Raw genomic sequence first — 19,456 nt, 5'->3', positions numbered from 1 at the left:
TACCACGGAACCTTTTCAATTATCAGTTATCAGTTATCAATTATCAATAAAAGTGAGTTTTTTTACATTGATCATTGAAAAGGTTCCGTGGTCTTATTTCAAGAGGACTTTTATAGAAAAAGCCTCCGACTTCGGAGCGCGAACAATAAGCTTTCCTTTCTTGTCAGATTTTATCTTCTTGCTATAGAAAATATCATCGCTGCCAAGAAGCTTCATGGTAACGTCATATTTCGAATAACGCCCCATATTAACGAAAGTATACTCTTCTTCGCGGAAGGTTCGGGACTCGAAAGATATATCTCCCTTCGATATCTTACAATTATAGACTATCGCCGAAGAGCTTTCTAACAATGGAACTTTTGGAGCGCTATTAGAAAGATATAGAACGGCACTATCACCCTCAGACAGATGGATGTAGCAGTAGCTTTCCCATACGACAAAGCCTAAGACGTTCTCAGAACGTGCCATGTCAGGGAAGATAGTATTACTATTAAGGCGTATCGTCCTGCAATGACCATAGTCGCGGAATTCCCAGGAGTCGTCATCGCGGATGAAAGTCTTGCCTTCGACGAAACCGCGCGCCGCTTTAACATATTCCGAGGCGAAAATTGGTATGACGTCTTGAGAAAGAGCATAATCGTATGCTTCTTTCGTTGCACGTACGGAGTCTTCCCTCTCACCGCTATAGAAATGATAGTATATATTCATTGGCAGAACTCTGCGAGGCTTGGAGGCGACGAGAGTAGGGTATTCGCTCTGGATGAAGCTCTCGATGACATAGGAGAAACCATCAAAAGGTCCCGTCCAGTCGTTGGTATATATGTTCTCATTGGAGTTGCTCGTCTGGAACTGTACCATACCTTTATCTTGCCGTGTCAGAGCGGCAACGCCGGTATACGAAGGGTTTGCTCTGTCGAAACGTGTGTCTCCGCCATTTATGTTTGCTATGCCCATAGAATCAACGATAGCGATAGCATCGGCAGGGGCCCTACAGTTTCCTGTCCACATGTTTATAGCGACGCGCTTTCCTGGAGGCATAAGGTTTTCGTTTACGTATTCCGCTGCTTCTAAGGTCTCAGCTTCCAAGTATTCCTTCCACCCGACAGTAGCGCGAGCTCCCGAAAGATAAGACGACTCGGAGTTTTCGAGCTCGAGTTCTTGTATGTTGTAGATTTTTTTCGAGTAGTTGTTGATAGGGAAATATACTATTTTTTTGTACCAGTCGAGAGGGTGTGCGAATCCATGGATGCCGCCTTCGATGTTGTCGAACTTAAGAATCTCCCTAGCGAGTGACTCTGTTTTGGCACTGCCGAGATAACGGGCGTTGGTTTCTGCCGTTATAAACGATACCGATATCGGCAGAGAATATTTCTTGAGGATCTCTTCGAAGATAATGTTTCCAGAGGGCGTCTTTTTGTCTTCTAAAGAGATATTCCTCATGCCGTCGCCGTCGATATGAGAATATAATATCCTTTTGCCAAAGAGAGTAGTTGTATCGTAAGAAGGGATCTCCTCTATGACAAAAGCTTCGCTGAAAAATTTAAAAGGGTCGATATACCAACGCATGCGCTTGTCGATGTAGTTGATGAAAAGCCCACACCCGTCCATGATAAAACCACCAGATGGCGTCGTCACGATAGCGTCACTGTCACCAAAGTCGAGGTCAGAACGGTTCAGCCTGAGATATACTTTGTTTTCGGCATCTGCAGAAAGAAACTGCTCATATAATTCGACGGTGCCTTCGATGGAATTCTCGAAGTCCATCATAGTATCGTCTTTCTCGACGATGTCGATGAGAAAAGGGGAGTCGCTCCAATTCTCAAGGTATTCAAGGCCGAGCTTCCTGAAAAATAGAGCAACCAAGTCCTTGGAAGTTTCCTCGTCGCTGTCGGCATCGCGGAAAGCACCGAAATTACGCCATACCACGAACTTCTTGCCATTGTCGATCTGCTCTGTCGCCCATAGACAATATTCTTTTGCTCGTGGCATGGTGGCGTCGGTGAAATATGAAAGAATACCGTATATCTCGTCAAGACTATCATCAGAAGGTAGACCTTTAGAGACGTCGTGGTAGCGGACATTCATGCCAAGATGGTTCAAGACGCTCTCTGCACTGAAGTGTACGACGTTATAGTCTTCGGTAATAAAAGGGTCATTGGAAGAATTTATCAAAACAAGGATCGTCCTGGGGATCTCGACCTTCTCGGCATATAACGTAAAGGCCGCACAAAAAGATAATAATAAAGCGATGACAGTAGTTTTCATGTTTTCCCTCTTAATTTTTGGCACGGTTCAAAACATGCCATTTTTGGGTAATAGTTGATTCTACCATAAATAGCGGATAGAAGAATTTCGGAATAGGATTTTTCACCACAGAGACACAGAGGACACAGAGAGAACAGTAGGCGGGCTAGGGGTTTCACCCCTAGAACCCCGAGGATTTTAAAAAGTTCACCGTTTACCATTTACAGACCACCTTTCAAAAATGGGGGGCTGGGGGAGAATTCCCCAGCTAAATTGTTTTCTTTCTCTGTGTTCTCTGTGCCTCTGTGGTGAAAAATCCTATTCCTACTCCGAATACCAGACTGTTCAGGGAAATTCACCTTCGTAAATTCTATCATTTGTTACCCATATTTTAAACAAGGCTTAATTTTTATACAGCTCTTTGAGGCCTCTCTTAGCAATGTAAGGCTTGAAGCCAAGAAGACGTAGACGCTCGGCAGTATCACGTATCAACGGCATGTCATCAGAAGAAATATAATCGACAGCGAAGACAGGAAGCTTATATTCTTCTTGTAAACGCTGCAGATAGTATAGCTTATATTCGCGGTCTTCTTCGGAGACGGCGATGTCTTCTTCGGTGTCAGGGTTATACGACATATATATGCTCTCGACAAGCATGCCAGAAATATACGGGGCAATATCATCCAAAACTTCGAAGCCATTATTACTGATAAGAAATAGATCGGGATATCTCTCGTGGATCTCTTTGACGAAAGATACCATAGCATCAGCAGAACCACGGAATTTTTCGTGATCTTCGCTTTCTAAAAACGACGCAGTGTCGATGGTGTCCATCATAATACCTTTGAAGCCTTTTTCCAGCAGCTCAGGGATAACGCCTTCTATTATTGTAGCACGCCACGAAGTATTGCGTACGTCGACAAGATAGTTCCCTTCCCAATAAGGATTCTCTTCGATGATAAAATCCTTGTCATAGACGTTCTTCCAATAGCTGCGGTATGTCTCGGCCTCTCCAAGGCTGACATATGCTATTAGTATCAGCTTAGATAAATCCTCTAAAGGAGGATGCTCGTCAGGGTCGAGGATAGCAAGGTCATAGACAGAAGCTTCTTCGGCATCGAGAGTATAATGCCCAGGATTGTAGTCTAGAAGGATAAACCATTGCTCTACATTATTGAGATTGTAAGAAGACATAAAACATCCATATAGTGTTAATAAAAAAGCCGAGGCAAAAATAATTCTTCGCATGATGTTGTCCGTTGATGTATTTTAATTGCTTTATAAGTTCTTTTTTTAAAAACTGCAATTATATTTTATAGCGCACACTTCAGGAGAAATTCCATGGTTAATGATGACGTTAAGCAACATGCCAAAGCAATAAAGAATATTAAGCATAGCGAAGTCTCTGAAGCTGAGAAGTTTATGGAGATAAGCGATAAAATCAACGAAGGCATGCTCGTAGAAGAGGTCCTTGATTATGCTTATGATAGCATGCGTTCTATAATAGAATACGACCGTATGTGTTTTGCTCTTGTCGACGACATGAAAATTGTACGAGCCATGTGGGCCAATAGTAATTATGATGAAATCAAACTCAACAAAGGATACGAAGCACCACTTGAAGGCAGTACGCTAGAAAAGCTCCTCGACAGCAAAGTACCAAGAATTATTAATAACCTTGAAGAGTATACAAAAGAACATCCCGGCTCTGAATCGACACAACTTATCATTGAAGAAGGAATAATGTCGAGCTTGACATGCCCTCTTGTAGCTTTGGGCAAACCCGTGGGCTTTCTCTTCTTCTCGAGTACGAAACCAGGAACATATCGTGATGCTCACGTTGAAATATTCATGCGCTTTGCTAAGCAGTTCTCGATGGTGGTGGAAAAAAGTATGCTGTATCAGAGCGAACTAGAAGCCAATGACCTGAAGAATAAATTCCTGGGGATAACAGCTCACGATTTAAGAAATCCCCTCGCTGTAGTGCAAGGATACCTCGAGTGTTTCCTCGACGGCATCGTCGGTGATGTGACAGAAGAGCAGCGCGATATCTTCGTTAAGATGTTCGAAGTCAGCAAAAGAATGCTTACAATGGTTAACAACCTCCTAGACATCAGCGCTATAGAGGCAGGGACGATAACGCTCGATAAAAAAGACGTCGATATTAAAGAGTACCTAGGAAATCTTCAAGAATATAACAACCTTATCGCGAAGAAGAAAGATATCGCTATAGAACTAAAACTCGATAGCCAGCTGAAAAATGCTAAACTCGACACAGACGCCATCAGCCAAGTGATAAATAACCTAGTTACCAACGCAATAAAATTCTCTACGAAGAATACAACGATAACAATAGAAGCAAAGAAAATCGGCGAAAAAATGCAAATAGCCGTTATCGACCAAGGACAGGGGATACCAGAAGATGAACAAGGCGGACTCTTCGGATATTTTAATAAGACGACAGTTAAAGCGACAAATAATGAGGCTGGAGCAGGACTAGGATTAGCTATCGTTAAAAAAATGGTAGAAGCCCACGGCGGTAAAGTTTCGATAGAAAGTAAAGTCGGCGAAGGCTCGACATTCTCCTTCGAAATACCGCTTTTCATTGAACAATGATCATTGAGCATTGATCAATGTAAAGGCTCCGTGGTAGAGAAATCCGGAGTGGTCCAAAACATGCCATTTTGGGGTAACAATTGATTCTACCATAGAGCTCATAAATAACTGATAGAAGAATTTCGGAATAGGATTTTTCACCACAGAGCCACAGAGAACACAGAGAGAAATGGGGCGGGCTAGGGGTTTCACCCCTAGAACCCCGAGAATTTTCTTTTTGGGGTTTGGGGGTCTGGGGGAGTATCACCCAGCCAGATTGTTTTCTTTCTCTGTGTCCTCCGTGCCTCTGTGGTAGAAAGTCCTATTCATTTCCGATAGGTTTTTCTATACGCTATACGCTATACGCTATTCCTATACGCTATAATAGATATTACTCGGAAAGCTTTTTAACGAGAGCTATAAGATCTTCGGCTTTGTAAGGCTTAGTAAGATAAGCGTCGGCACCGGACTCTATCCCCCAGAACTCGTCGCTTTCGGCAGCGCGCGAGGTCAATAATATTATCGGAATTCTTTTGTACTTGGCGTCGTCCTTAAGCATACGGCATAAATGAAAGCCATTAGGCGGTGGCATGTTGATGTCTAGGATGATAAGGTCGGGAGTGGATTTCTTAATGTTTTCAAAAGCCTCTTCACCGTCGTGAGCGACGATGACATCGTAGCCTTCTTTCGTTAGGCGCAGTTTGCCCATGTCCAACAGGTCTTGTTCATCGTCGGCTAATATTATCGTCTTTTTTTTAGACATGAAAGCTCCTGTTTTGAATTACGTCCTGATGTTACGCGGTAACCCCAGTCATTATTTATAGTTCACTATTTAATAAAGCTCTGAATACTGAGCCTCAATTTCTACCACGGAGGCACGGAGAACACGGAGAAATAGAACTGGTTGGGGGATTCTCCACCAAACCCCCGAAAGACATAAGAAAATCATTGGGGTTCTAGGGGTGAAACCCCTAGCCATTTTTTTCTTTAAACTTTTTTTCTCCGTGTCCTCCGTGCCTCCGTGGTAGAAAATCCTATTCCGAAATTCTGCTATTCTATACGCCTTACGCTATAATTATCTGTTATATATGTATCTCTAGCAAAAATCCAGTAGCGCGCAAGGTCAGTTACGTCGTAAGCTTCTTGATGAGCGCCAAAAGCTCTTCGGCGTTGTAAGGCTTAGTAAGATAAGCATCAGCGCCGGACTCTGCACCCCAGAATTTGTCGCTGTCGGTGTCTCCCGCCGTCAATAATACTACAGGGATGTTTTTGTACTTGGCGTCGTCTTTAAGCTGGCGACATACCTGTAAACCATTGGGCGGTGGCATGTTGACGTCGAGGATGACAAGGTCAGGAGAGCTCTTCTTAACGCTAGCGAGCGCCTCTTCACCATCGTGAGCAACGATGACATTATATCCCTTTTTCGTAAGACGGAATTGTACTACGTCTAAAACTCCCTGCTCATCGTCAGCTAATACTATTGTTTTTTTTGTGGGCATCGAGACTCTCTATAATGGGTTGTTATGTTATTAATAAGTTATTCTTATTGCCGATTTTTTTACAAGAGTATATAAAAACAATAATAGACATTTTTTTATAAGGAAGGCCGTTATGAGGAAAATATTAGGAGTAGCAACTTTATTATGCGTTCTCGTCATTTCAGGATGCTTATCAAAGGACGCAGTAGAGAAAAAACCTATAAAGATAGCAATAAGTGAATGGGCAGGAGATGCACACGCTGTTATCGCAAAAGAAAAAGGGTTCTTCGAAAAAAATAATGTCGATGTTGAGTTGATATTTATTAAAGAATATTCGGAATCACAAGAAAATTATATTAATGGCGAAACCGATGGAATTTTCGGCGTTTATAGCGATACAATATTGTATAACTTGGAAGGCATTGAAACGAAGGTCGTTTGTGCGTTAGATTATTCTGATACAGGAGATGTTATCATTGGAAACCCTGAACTTAATTCTTTGGCAGACTTGAAAGGAAAAAAAATCGGCATAGAAGGAGTTAATAGCTTCTCACATTTGTTTGTTTTGGCTTCTTTAAAAAAAGCAGGGATAGAAGAAAGCGAAGTGCAGTTTGAAGACATCCCAGCACATAAAGTTTTAGAAGCTTTAGAAGATGGGATAATATACGCAGGGCATACATGGGAGCCAACGAAATCGGCGGCATTGAAAAAAGGCTATAAAATATTAGGTATCGCAGGAGATGTCCCAGGAATTATAACAGATGTCTTGTCGTTTAGCACAGAAATCATCAATGAAAGACCTGATGATATCCGTGCCATAGTGAAAGCACTATTAGAAACATTGGAATACCTTGAAAATAGTCATTACGAAGACGTGCAGATAATGACTGATTATATGGGGATGAGCAAAGAAGAAATGGAAGAAGGCATTGATGGCATAAAAATGCTAGATATTGATGATAATATTAAGGCTTTTACAAAGACAGATGAGATAGATTCACTATATGGTTCAGGAAAGATTATAACGAAATTCTATTTTGAAAGAGGGCAGTTATCTTCCTATCCTGATTTTGACGAAATCCTGGAGCCGAAATTTGTTAAGTCCATAAAAAAAGAGAAGTAAAGATGAGATTTTCAACGAAAGTAACGCTTTTATTAGTAGTGTCAATGGTGGTATTCGGTAGCATTATAACGCTTTTCGTCTATAACTCAAACGTTAAGACATTAGAGAAAGAGGTGATCTCCCGACTCGAAGTAGATGTTCATAACACCATGAACAAAATCGATATGTTTCTGTATGAAAGATATTCTGATATACAAGTTATCCCTGGATGTTCTGATATTAAAACAAGGAATTCAGAACCTGAAAAAATCACAGAGAGATTGATAGAGTTTAGAAATATACACAAAACATATGCTTCACTGTCTTTTTTCAACCTAGAAAGAATACGTATTGCTGATACAGCAGGGATGCACTTAGGGAAAAAACATAAGTTAACTAAATATTGGAAAGATATTTACGAAGGAAAGATAAGTGCCGCTAGCGATGTAAGGATTGCAGAAGAATTACATACTCCAATACTTTATTTCGCCTCTCATGTTAAAGATGTAAAAGGAGAAAATTTTGGCGTCATTGTGGCAAGAGTTCCTGTTATAAGAATTTACGAAATAACAAAAGAAATCGAGAGAACCCGCGGCGGAGAGGGAAAAGTGGAAGTCGATCTCGTCGATAAAGACGGCATGCTATTGTATTCGAACTATAATAGAAAAGGGGTGTTAAAAGATAATTTGGCTGATGAGCTACAAAGCGTGGAAAGGTCGTTGGCAGGAGAAAAAAGCGGTAGCGCAAAATATACTAGGTTGGGGAAAGAAGAGACTATTTATGTGTTTGTACATGAACAAGGATATCTGGATTTCGAAGGCAACGATTGGACGTTAGTAGTGAATGTTCCAACGAAAACGGCTTTTGCTCCAGCCGTAGATCTGAGAAACAAAATAGTCGTTATCTTGATACCGATAATTGTCGTATTGATTTTAATATCACTGTTTTTTCTGAGGGTAATGTTAAAACCTATAGTTAAACTAAAGGATGCAGCAGTAGAAATCAGCAAAGGAAACCTCGATGTGAAAGTCGAGATTAAATCAAAGGATGAGATCGGAGAGCTGGCAGACTCCTTTAACACAATGTCTGTGAATTTGAAACAGGCAAACAATGAAATATTAGGACACAGCAAAGAGCTTGAAGAAAAAGTCACACAGCGCACAGAAGAGCTGAATTCCTCTAATAAAGAACTAACAGAAATAAACGAGAAAATGTACTACGCCAACAAAGACATAAAAGAAGCCGCAGAAAAGACGGCAGCAGCAGAAAAAGAAGCTGTAGAGGCAAAAGAGCTGGCAGAAAAAAAATCTGAAGCCTTTGAGAAGTTTAATAAGATGGCAGTAGGAAGAGAAGTTAGGATGAGAGAATTGAAACAGGAAATGAAAGAGCTAGAAGATAAAATTAAGGGCATGGAAAAGGATAACTGATATTACGCGCCAATAAAGTGAGATAAGTGTGTAATGTCAGTGATAAATAAAGAGGAAGATTATATGGGTAGAAAAATTTTAATTTTGGATGATAACGAAGAGATACGTAAGTTATTAGCTTTTAAACTAGGAAAAGAAGGATATGAAACAATAGAAGCCGACAGCGGAGAGAATGCTTTGGAGAAGCTTCGCAAAGAAAAGGTTGATTTAGCTCTTGTGGACACAATGCTCCCAGGAATTGATGGCTTCGAGGTGTGTAGGCAGATTAAAAAAGTAGAGAATATGCCAGTGAAAGTTATTATCTATACGGGCTTCGTAGACGCTGTAGATGCAGCAAAAGCAAAAGAAATGGGCGCCGATGATTATTGTGTGAAGACATATGAGTTTTCCTACATCTTAGAGGTTATCAACAAAGTGCTAGGTGACGAAAATAATAACTGATGTTACGCCACTAAAGCAAGATTAGCACGTAACAACAGTAAGAAGGAATAATATGAAAAATATCGAAGATATCATAGAAAATATGCCGGTATGCGTTACTGTCTTTGACATGGAAGGGAAGATAGTCTTTGTCAATAAAAGGGCATTAAAAAAACACGGATATAGCAAGGAAGAAGTCGTCGGCAATACGATGGAAGATACATTCCTTATAGAAGAAGATGTTCCAAAATATCGTGAAGCGATGCAAAGATTGTCTTCTGGTGAAGAGGTCGATAGCCAGGAGTATCGCCTTAGAGGTAAAGACGGGACAACACTAATAGAACTCGTTGGTTTTTCCCTTTTAAAAGATGATGATGACAATGATATTGTAGTAGCTACACATAAAGATATAAGCAATGGCAAAAAAAATGAACAGGATCTTGCAAAAGTAAGCGAAGAGCTGGAAAGCCAGATATGGGGCGCTAAGAAGACTAATGAATGTATAAAGGTTCTTTACAACGAGCTTGATGCGAAGAATAAAGAACTAGAAAAAGTTGACCAGCTGAAGTCACAGTTCGTTACAAACGTTTCTCACGAGCTTAGAAAGCCTCTTGCCGTAGTTAAAGAGTCTATGGATATCATCCTCGAAGGGGTCGCAGGGAAGATAAATCTTGAACAGAAAAAAATTCTGACGTCGGCGGTAGAGGCGATAGATCATCTTTTAAGGACGGTTACTGATATATTAGATGTCTCCAAGATAGAAGCTGGGACGATGGAGCTTAAAAAAGAAGAAATCGATATGGCTGCGATGGTAGAGAGCATAGTAAGTTTCCACAAAATCGAGGCTATTAAAAATAACGTCACCATAACAAAAGAGATTCATAAAGATATAGGAATGATATGGGGCGATAAAGACAAAATAAGAGAAGTGATAATAAACCTGTTAAACAACGCTATAAAGTTCACCCACAAAAAAGGTGATATAAAGATTGAACTTGTTGGGTCAAAGGAAGAGGTATGCATCAAAGTCACCGATAGCGGCAAAGGAATCTCTGAAGAAAAGAAAGAAAAAATATTAGATAAATTCGAAAGCGCCACCGATATGAATCAAGAAGGGATAGGACTAGGGCTTGCAATAGCAAAGGATATTGTTGAGCTGCATAAAGGTAAACTATGGGTTGAAAGAGCAGCAGAAAAAGGGAGTAAATTTATTTGTTGCATACCAAGAAATTGTCAAGAATGACATGCATATCGACACTCAGCGTTCAGCGCTCCTTCCCCGAACTCCGAACTTCGAACTCTGAACTTTCTACATATATGTGCTGCTGCAAAAAAGAGAGATGATTAAGAATAGTAATTAACTGGGTTTAAATAAGGCGCAAGATAGATGCTTTTTACTGAAGAAATGCAACAGAAGATAGGAGACTTCGTTACAGAAAGAACAGGCCTGTATTTTCGCGACTATCAGCTTAAGGGCCTTGAAGAAACGGTGATACGGCGCGCCGAAGCGCTAAGACTCCCCAGCATAAAAGAATATTATCGTCATATTACAACAAGCCAGAAGCACGAAGACGAGCTGCGCAACCTCCTTAATCTCTTAACGATAAACCACACGTATTTTTTTAGGAACGAGCCGCATTTTAAAGCGTTAAAAGAAGAGATCTTACCAAAACTTATCGCCAAAAAAATAAAACATCGCGATAAAAGCAGCAAAACAAAGCCAATATTACGGATATGGAGCGCAGGATGTTCTACAGGAGAAGAGCCGTATTCTATAGCTATAGTAATTAAGGAGATACTAAAAGACCGGGAAGATCTCGACGTAAAGATTTTAGCGACGGATGCCTCGACGGAAGCATTAAAGAAAGCGCGCCAAGGAATATATAGTGAAAACCATATGAAACTTATCGATAAGGATCTACGCGAAAAGTATTTCACTAAAGTCAAAGGCGATAGCAGGCATGTAATATATAAGATCTCCGACGAAATAAAAGATATGGTCGAATACTCGTACCTTAACTTAATGGAAGAAGGCTTCCCAAAAGATCTCGATATAATCTTCTGTCGTAATGTCGTCATATATTTCGAGCTTGAGACAACAGTAGAGGTGATGAATAAGTTTAATGATAGCCTGACAAAAGAAGGGTATATGATATCAGGGCATTCAGAGAGTCCACAATTCGTCACCGAAAGATTCGTCATGGAAGAATGCGCCGAAGCGATAGTATATAGGAAGGCAGAATATGCCGCTGCACACGCCATAAAAAAAGCACCGCCAAAGAAAAAAGAACCTATACAGCCGATAAAACAGAAGGTTTCTTCGATAATATATGATATCGCCAAAGCAGAAGTCGACGCCCGTAAAGATAAAAAAGCCTCCCCAGAAGATATAGAAAAACTCCTCGTCAAAGCAAAGATAGCGTCGTACAACAAAAAATATGGAGAGGCCTTCTATTTTATTGAAAGAGTTTATGAGCTCGACAAAGAAAATATCGACGCAAGATATCTCGAAGCAGAGATATATGCCAATAGAAGAAAATATGATGTCGCTAAAGATAAGCTACAGAAACTCTTAGCTGTCGACGCACTATTCGTGCCAGCATATTACCTGCTAGGATGTATCTTTGTAGAAGAGGGCGGAACGTCTCTAGCGAAAAAGAATATGAAGAAGGCTCTTTTCCTCGACGACAGGTTTTCCCTTGCGAATTTCGGGCTCGCCACTATATATAAACAAGAAGGGCATATTAAAAATGCAATGCGGGAGTTCAGAAATACTATTAAAACTATTATCAACGAAACACCAGAGACAGTGATAGCATACGGCAACGGCTTTAACGTAGCAACAATGCTGAGCACATGCAGGAACAATATAGAGAGATTAAAGTATGAATAAAGGCATAACAATGAAAGATTTAGTGGCTTTTACTGTCGCCGGCAAAGAATACGCCGTCGATATGTTGCACGTAATAAAAGTTGTGAAGAATGAAGATATCATTTCAGTGCCAGAGACCGCCGAATATGTCGAAGGCGTAATAAATTTCAATAACAAAGTCGTTCCTATCGTCAATATAAGAAAAAAACTGCTCCTTCAAGAAGATAATGTTGAAGACGTTAGATGTATAATAATAGTACAGGCACATGGAAGCCTTATAGGGCTTATCGTCGATACCATCACCGATATCATCTCCGTAGAAGATAACGATATCATGCCTCCCGACGAACTTCTAAAAGATGCCACATACCTCGTTGGCATGATAAAAAAAGAAGACGATATGATCCTTGTCATGGAAGCCGAAAAGCTCGTCGCCGAAGATAAGACAGCGATAGAATACGTGCGAGGAAAAGTCGAGATAAGAAAACATCCCGCAGAGAGTGAGGAATAATATCATGGGTGAAGAGGATAAAATAATATTAGAGGCTGACAATAACGATAACGCCGAAGACAGAAATAATATCGAGATGATGAGCGTCTTGTCGTTCGAACTGGAAGAAGGGAAATACGGTGTCAGAATAGAAGATGTTAAAGAAGTAGTGAAACTTCCTGAAATAACACGAGTACCAAATACACCGCAATTTATCGTCGGTGTAATAAATCTGCGAGGAGAGATCGTTACCGTCATCGATATGAGATATTTCTTCGGCGTCGGAGATCAAGAAGATAAAGAAAAAAAAGAAGGTAAAAGGGTGATTGTCACAGACGTCAACAAAGACCTTGTTGGTATACTTGTCGATAAAGTCGACGATACCATAGAAATAAACCCTGAGGATATACAGCAGCCGATAGCGACGCTTAAAGGCGATGCCATGGCTTTCACAAAAGGACAGGTGCAGGTCGGCGAAGACATCATAGCACTGCTGGACCTCGGGAAAGTTTTACATTGTAGAGAAATCACAAGTTTAGAAGAAGGGGGATAAGAAAATGAAGGGAATATTTTTTAAGAAGTTGAAGACAAAGCTTGTGGTGCTATTGCTATGCATCTCGCTGATCCCGCTCGTAGGTATGGGATGGTTTTCGTATAGCCAATTCCAAAAAACTATAGAAAAAGAGGCTTTTACTAAGCTTCAAGCTGCAGGGGAGTCGCGCGAAGCACATATCATCGATTATTTCGAGCATATGTTCTTAACTGTGAAGGCGATGTCGTTTAACGACGTCATAGAAAATATCGAAGATGCGATACGTATACAGGAAGAAATCGATGGGGAATATTCAGAGCTTACCTTCGATGAAATTTTTGTGATGAATAAAGAAGGTATGATAATAGCCTCTTCAGAGGAAGAGAATATTGGTATAGACAAAAATAAAGATTCATATTTTGTCGGCGCTATAGAAAATGATGTGTACCTTAAAGATGTATATAAGTCCTTGTCGACGGGTAATATAGGATTTGTTATCTCTGTGCCGATAAAGGACATTCATAGCAACGCTGTCTCGGGAGTCCTAGCTGTAAGAGTTTCTATAGAGGGTCTCAACATTATCACCAACGATAAAGTGGGGATGGGAGATACCGGAGAGATGTATATCATCAACGAAGATGATTATATGATTACAGCGTCGCGTTTCGAGAAAGGCGATAGCGTCATCCTGAATCAGAGAGTGTTTTCTAAGGGCGTCGTTGAGGCTCATAGTGTTTTAGAAAGCACCTTACTAGGTAAAGACTATCGTGACATCGCCGTCTTAGGATATTATTCTGCGAAAAATATCGAAGAAGCTATCGGAAAGAAATGGACTATCGTCGCCGAAATCGACGCTGCTGAAGCCTTCGCACCAGCAATAGCGCTAAGAAACGTTATGATCTTGATAGTAATTATCATGGCAGCAGTAGTAGCCGTCGTCGCTATGTTCATCGCAAAAAAAATCGCTACACCAGTATTACAAATATCAGGGCTTGCAGCAGAAGTGTCGCAAGGAGACCTTACAAAGAGCATAGCTGTAGAAAGCCATGACGAGATAGGCGCCCTTTCGAAGAGCTTCACAGCGATGGTCGACGACCTTAACAATATCATATCTCAGATACAAAAAGGTTCTAGCGAGATAGCAGCTTCTAGCGCAGAGATACTGTCGTCGAGCCAGCAGCAAGTCGCCAACGCCAACGAACAGGCCGCTGCAATAAACCAGACAGCATCTTCTACTCAGGAAATGATGACTAGCGCCGAACAGGTAGGAGAGAACATCGCCGAAGTCGCTAAATCAGCAACACATGCTATGGAAGGGATGGCAAAAATCAAAGAAGCGATAAGCAAGACCGGCGTTATTGTAACGTCCCTTAACGAGAAATCACAGAAAATCGGACAGATAACTGATGTTATCAACGAAGTCACAAACCAGACTAACCTCCTCGCAGTAAACGCCGCGATAGAAGCGAAGCGTGCAGGAGAATATGGCCTAGGATTTACAGCCGTCGCTGACGAGATAAGGAAACTATCAGATTCTACGGCGAAGTCGACGAAAGATATAACAGCGTTAATAGAGATAATACAACATGAGATGAGTAACGCTATAATATCGATGGAAGAGAGCGCAAACAGCGTAGAAGAAGAAGAACGCGTCGCAGAAGAAACCGCGGCAAGGACTAAAGAGATTTCTATGAGCTCTAATCAGCAGATAAGCACCTCCAACCAGATATCTGAGGCGATGAATGAAATAAACGCCGCCATGTCACAGATAACACAAGGAGCGCAAGAGTCGACGACAGCAGCACAGGCGATGGCAGAACTCGGCGAAGCGCTTAAAAAGATGGTAGACAAATTCACAGTGAAAGAAGAAGTGTAGAGATCCTGTGACAAAAGAACGCACTGGCGGCAGATGTTGCCGCCAGCGCTAATCCATCATCAACATAAGGAAGGCGGAAATATGACTATTGATAAGTCGAAGTTTATCGCAAGCTTCAAAGAAGAGACTAAGGAGCATATCCTCAAGATAAACGAGGGACTTCTTGCACTAGAAAAAGATAATAAAGATAAGGACGTCCTAGAAGCTTTGATGCGCGAAGCGCATACTATAAAAGGCTCTGCTACGATGATGGGCTTCGAAGATATCGTAGAGATAACACATAGGATGGAAGAAGGCTTTGAAAAAGCCCTGAAACAACAGCTCGTTATAGAGGAAAAGCATTTCGATGTCTTGTTCGAAAGTATCGATGCCGTGGAAGCGTTGATAGAAGATAAGAAAGGAAAAATAGACGTTGAAGACCTATGTAAAAGAGGCGACGAAATATTCTTCGGAAAAGAGAATGAAAAAGTAGAAGATAATGCTGCAGAAGAAGAAACATCAGAAGACAAGAAAACAACCTACAAAAAAACATCAAAAGATACAGAAGAGAGCCTGCGTGTAGGGTTAGAAAAGCTCGACAACCTGATGAATCTAGCAGGGACACTACACGTCGCGAAGATAGGCATGAAAGATGTCGTTAAAGGGATAATAGAAGAGTCAGAGGCAACAAAAAGCCTGGGAGAGTCCTTCGTAGGGATGATTAAAGAGCTTAAAACCTTAGACGAGAATATGGACTTCATCATAGCAACGTTACAGCGTGAAGTGATGAACCTTAGGATGGTGCCAATATCGAAACTTTTCAAGATATTCCCGAGAGCTATGCGTGACCTCTCACGAGAAAGAGGGAAAGATATAGACCTTGAGATACAAGGAGAAGATACATTCCTTGATAAGAATATTGTAGATGCCATGAAAGATCCACTGCTGCATATCCTAAGGAACGCCGTCGACCACGGAATAGAAAAAACCGAAGACCGCAAAGAAAAAGGAAAAGACGCCACAGGGAAGATAATACTTAAAGCATACCAGAAAGCACAGAACGTTGTAATAGAAGTCTCCGACGACGGCAGCGGCATCGATATAGAAAAAATTAAGAAATATGCCGTAGATAAAAATATCGTCACAAAAGAAGACGCCGAAAATATGAGCGAACAGCAGCTTTATCAGCTGCTATTCCTTTCAGGGTTCACCACCGAAGACGAAGTTGATGATGTCTCAGGGCGTGGTGTCGGCATGGACGTCGTTTATAATATCGTGAAAAATCTAAAAGGCAGTATAGAGATATCTTCTGTGCCAGAAAAAGGGACGACTTTCATAATAAAACTTCCGATAACACTAGCAATAACAGAGAGCCTTATCGTAGAGGTCGGAAGTGAAGTTTTTGCCGTCCCCGTCGATGACATCGTAGAAACTGTACGTGTCGCCGTCGAAGATATCAACGCCGTAGAAACAAAAAAAGCGATAACACGTAACGGAGAGATAATCCCTCTTGTAAATATAAAAGATGTCTTCGGTATAGCAAGGAAAGGGATATCAGAAGAAAAACATATCGTCGTAGTAATAGTACAATGCTCAGGGCGTAAAATCGGGGTGCAGGTCGATGCTATATCACGCTGCCAGGATATTATCAGCAAGCCACTAGGAAGAATCCTAGGGAATATAGAAAATATCGCAGGAGGAAGTATCCTCGGCGATGGGAAAGTGATACTTATCATCGATGTTCCTTCGATAATAAACTTCACAGAAAGCGGTGTCATAAAGAATATCGTACAAGCACCAACAGTTAAAGCAGCTAAAAGGACAAAAAACAAAAAGAAGACAATACTTCTAGCAGAAGATGCTATCAGCACCGCCATGCTAGAGAAGAACATCCTAGAATCCGCAGGGTTCTCCGTTGTCATAGCCTCCGATGGCGAAGAAGCTTTCAAGATAGCACACCAGGAAAGATTCGACCTCGTTATAACAGATGTCCTTATGCCTAAGATGAACGGCTTCGAGCTTACCGAGAAGCTAAAAAATGATAAGGTCTATAAAGATATTCCTATAATAATAGTGACGACACGGGCAAAAGATGCCGACAAAAGACGAGGACTGGAAGCAGGAGCAGAAGCGTATATCCTTAAAAGCGAGTTCACCTCCGACGCTCTCCTAAACACTATAGAGAGACTTATCGGGTAAATAAAAAAAATATACAGGAAAAACATGGATAAAAAGATAAAAGTTCTAGTGGTAGACGACTCTGCATTAGTGCGTGGGATGCTTACAGAGATCCTTAACACTTCAGGAGATATTGAAGTTGTCGATACAGCGAAAAATGGCGAAGAAGGCGTTAAAAAAGCCCTGTCGCTTAAACCCGATGTCATCACTATGGATATCACCATGCCAATAATGGGAGGCTTCGAAGCAATAGAACGGATAATGCAAGAATTTCCAATACCAATAATAGCAGTAAGCGGTATGGAAGCAAAAACTATTATGAAGGCACTAGACGTAGGGGCAATGGACTTCATCTCAGTAAAACAAGATGTCGAAGACCTCGGAAAGGAACTCGTCGAGAAGATAAAAGTCGCTTCGAAGGTCAAGCCCTTAAAAAGGATGAAGAAATACGCTATAAATAAAGGACCACAGAAAAAGAAAAGTAGCGCAACAAAAGTTGTCGTTATTGGAATATCAACAGGAGGCCCACAGACGCTAGAATTCTTTCTGTCAAAATTCCCCGAAGATTTCCCCATAGGGTTCGTCGTAGCACAGCATATGACCGAAGGCTTTATAAAAGGCTTCGCAGAATGGCTAGGCACCAAAACAGCACTTAACGTAAAAGTCGCTGAAGAAGGTGACATCGTAGCACAAGGTACGATATTAATCGCTCCCGATGATAGCGATATGGAGATAGGAGAAGGCGGAATAATAACCTGTGTAAAAGGAGAACGAGACTACGGCATGTCTTTGATAGACACCATGATGAAATCTGCAGCAAAAGAGTATGGCGAAAATACCGTAGGCGTAATAATGACAGGGATGGGACGCGACGGCGTAGAAGGCATGCAAGAAATAAAAGCCGCTGGAGGGATTACTATAGCACAAGATGAACAGTCTTCGGCAATATTCGGGATGAACGCAGAGGCAATAAAGACAGGGTGTATAGACGTCGTCGTTAGCCTAGAAAATATCTACCAAGAGATAATAAAGGCGACGCAAGGAAAAAAACGGCAGAAAAAGAAAGTTCTTATCATAGAAGATAGCCCCACCGTACTAGAAATGATGGCAGCAGCATTCGAAGGCGAAGGCTATGATGTCACTATGGCAGAGACAGGAGAAGAAGGCCTTGAAAAGCTCAAAGATCATGATCTTATGATTGTCGACACAATCTTGCCAGGAATCGATGGCTTCGAGGTATGTAGAAATGTTAAGAAAGAAAAAGGCCTCGCTAAACCAAAAGTCTTGGTGGTTACAGGGAATATCGATGCATTCGATGCAAAAAAAGCTCGAGATGCTGGCGCCGACGACTACGTCGTTAAAACGTCAGACTTCGAACACCTCATTGAAGTAGCTGAGAAGCTGCTATAATAAAATAGGATGAAAATAAGATGACAGAAAATATAGAAGATCTTAAAAAAAAACTCGCCGAGAATGAATGGGATTTACAGAAAACTAACGAAGAAATGAAAATCCTATACAAGGAAGTCGAGAAAAAAAACGAAGCACTTAAAAGATTCGACGAGCTGAAATCACAGTTCGTAGCAAATGTCTCACACGAATTCAGAAACCCTCTATTCGTTATAAGGGAGTCCATAGCGACAATATTAGAAGATTTCAGCGAGAAAATCTCCGAAGAAGGAAAAGCATTTCTGAAGTCGGGGAAACGTTCTGCAGAACGACTTATAAGGATGGTTAACGACCTGCTCGATATCGCAAAAATAGAGTCTGGGAAGATGAAGCTTAATAAAGAAAATATTGATGTCAAGGCGCTTATAGAAGAGACCATGGTCCTCTATAAAAAAGAGTGCGCCAAGAAAAACATCGACATAGACGCCGATCTAGATATAAAAGGATGCACCGCCAATGTCGATAAAGACAAATTCGAAGAAATCATAATAAATCTACTTAGCAACGCCGTAAAATTCACGCCAAAAGGTGGAGAAATTCACGTCTCATTAGAATGTCGAGAAGAAGATGTTTGTATAAAAGTTTCTGATACAGGGATAGAGATCCCCGATGATAAGAGGAAGAAAATATTCGATAAGTTCGAACGTATAACAGAAGGGAGGCAAGAAGGTACTGGGCTTGGACTGCCAATAACACGCGATATCGTAGAACTCCACGGCGGAAAAGTGTGGGTTGAAAGTCCAGAAGGAAAAGGAAATACCTTCATAGTAATAATCCCTCGGAATGGCGACAGTAATTAACGTCAGTAAGTAAG

16 protein-coding genes are annotated in these 19,456 nt (G+C 41.1%); 12 read left to right on the top strand and 4 right to left on the bottom strand.

Annotated elements, in window-relative coordinates:
- Positions 1–93 precede the first annotated feature (93 nt).
- Entirely contained in the window at positions 94–2,265 is a 2,172-nt protein-coding gene (locus tag HN980_05990; GenBank protein MBT6929023.1) for a hypothetical protein, read from the bottom strand.
- Positions 2,266–2,646: 381 nt separating this feature from the next.
- Positions 2,647–3,438 (bottom strand): hypothetical protein, encoded by a 792-nt coding sequence (locus HN980_05985; protein ID MBT6929022.1) that lies wholly within the window; start codon positions 3,436–3,438, stop codon positions 2,647–2,649.
- Between the two features lie 147 nt (positions 3,439–3,585).
- Between HN980_05985 and HN980_05980 the strand changes: the two genes are divergently transcribed.
- Positions 3,586–4,860 carry a GAF domain-containing sensor histidine kinase gene (locus tag HN980_05980; protein ID MBT6929021.1) on the top strand — a complete coding sequence of 425 codons (1,275 nt, stop codon included), beginning with the start codon at positions 3,586–3,588 and terminating at the stop codon, positions 4,858–4,860.
- Positions 4,861–5,230: 370 nt separating this feature from the next.
- On the opposite strand, the gene HN980_05975 is transcribed toward HN980_05980, so the two are convergent.
- Together HN980_05975 and HN980_05970 are read right to left on the bottom strand one after the other, a co-directional pair.
- Complete coding sequence (locus HN980_05975) at positions 5,231–5,602, bottom strand: response regulator (GenBank protein ID MBT6929020.1); 372 nt, start codon at positions 5,600–5,602, stop codon at positions 5,231–5,233.
- 364 nt (positions 5,603–5,966) lie between these two features.
- Positions 5,967–6,338, bottom strand: a complete 372-nt coding sequence (locus HN980_05970; protein ID MBT6929019.1) for a response regulator — start codon at positions 6,336–6,338, stop codon at positions 5,967–5,969.
- A 112-nt stretch (positions 6,339–6,450) separates the two neighbouring features.
- Between HN980_05970 and HN980_05965 the strand changes: the two genes are divergently transcribed.
- From HN980_05965 to HN980_05915, 11 genes are all read left to right on the top strand, one after another.
- A complete protein-coding gene (locus tag HN980_05965; GenBank protein MBT6929018.1) occupies positions 6,451–7,440 on the top strand; it encodes an ABC transporter substrate-binding protein in 990 nt (329 codons plus the stop codon).
- Positions 7,441–7,442: 2 nt separating this feature from the next.
- A complete protein-coding gene (locus HN980_05960; GenBank protein MBT6929017.1) occupies positions 7,443–8,846 on the top strand; it encodes a HAMP domain-containing protein in 1,404 nt (467 codons plus the stop codon).
- A gap of 63 nt (positions 8,847–8,909) precedes the next feature.
- The gene (locus HN980_05955; protein MBT6929016.1) at positions 8,910–9,287 is read left to right on the top strand and encodes a response regulator; all 378 of its coding nucleotides are present in this window, start codon (positions 8,910–8,912) and stop codon (positions 9,285–9,287) included.
- 52 nt (positions 9,288–9,339) lie between these two features.
- Positions 9,340–10,509, top strand: coding sequence for a PAS domain-containing sensor histidine kinase (locus HN980_05950; protein MBT6929015.1), 1,170 nt, complete (start codon positions 9,340–9,342; stop codon positions 10,507–10,509).
- A gap of 144 nt (positions 10,510–10,653) precedes the next feature.
- Positions 10,654–12,159, top strand: coding sequence for a hypothetical protein (locus tag HN980_05945; protein ID MBT6929014.1), 1,506 nt, complete (start codon positions 10,654–10,656; stop codon positions 12,157–12,159).
- A complete protein-coding gene (locus HN980_05940; protein MBT6929013.1) occupies positions 12,152–12,649 on the top strand; it encodes a purine-binding chemotaxis protein CheW in 498 nt (165 codons plus the stop codon). Before HN980_05945 ends, HN980_05940 begins: the two co-directional genes overlap by 8 nt.
- A 4-nt stretch (positions 12,650–12,653) precedes the next feature.
- Positions 12,654–13,181 (top strand): purine-binding chemotaxis protein CheW, encoded by a 528-nt coding sequence (locus HN980_05935; GenBank protein ID MBT6929012.1) that lies wholly within the window; start codon positions 12,654–12,656, stop codon positions 13,179–13,181.
- A 4-nt stretch (positions 13,182–13,185) separates the two neighbouring features.
- Positions 13,186–15,036, top strand: a complete 1,851-nt coding sequence (locus HN980_05930; GenBank protein ID MBT6929011.1) for a methyl-accepting chemotaxis protein — start codon at positions 13,186–13,188, stop codon at positions 15,034–15,036.
- Positions 15,037–15,117: 81 nt separating this feature from the next.
- Positions 15,118–17,214 (top strand): hybrid sensor histidine kinase/response regulator, encoded by a 2,097-nt coding sequence (locus tag HN980_05925; GenBank protein MBT6929010.1) that lies wholly within the window; start codon positions 15,118–15,120, stop codon positions 17,212–17,214.
- A 24-nt stretch (positions 17,215–17,238) separates the two neighbouring features.
- Complete coding sequence (cheB, locus tag HN980_05920; GenBank protein MBT6929009.1) at positions 17,239–18,603, top strand: chemotaxis-specific protein-glutamate methyltransferase CheB; 1,365 nt, start codon at positions 17,239–17,241, stop codon at positions 18,601–18,603.
- Between the two features lie 20 nt (positions 18,604–18,623).
- Positions 18,624–19,442 (top strand): HAMP domain-containing histidine kinase, encoded by an 819-nt coding sequence (locus HN980_05915; GenBank protein MBT6929008.1) that lies wholly within the window; start codon positions 18,624–18,626, stop codon positions 19,440–19,442.
- Positions 19,443–19,456 lie beyond the last annotated feature (14 nt).

It is taken from the genome of Waddliaceae bacterium, assembly GCA_018694295.1.
In the GTDB taxonomy this organism is placed as follows: domain Bacteria; phylum Chlamydiota; class Chlamydiia; order Chlamydiales; family JABHNK01; genus JABHNK01.
Note: the sequence above shows the minus strand (reverse complement) of the source record. Positions and strands in the feature narration are given on the sequence as shown.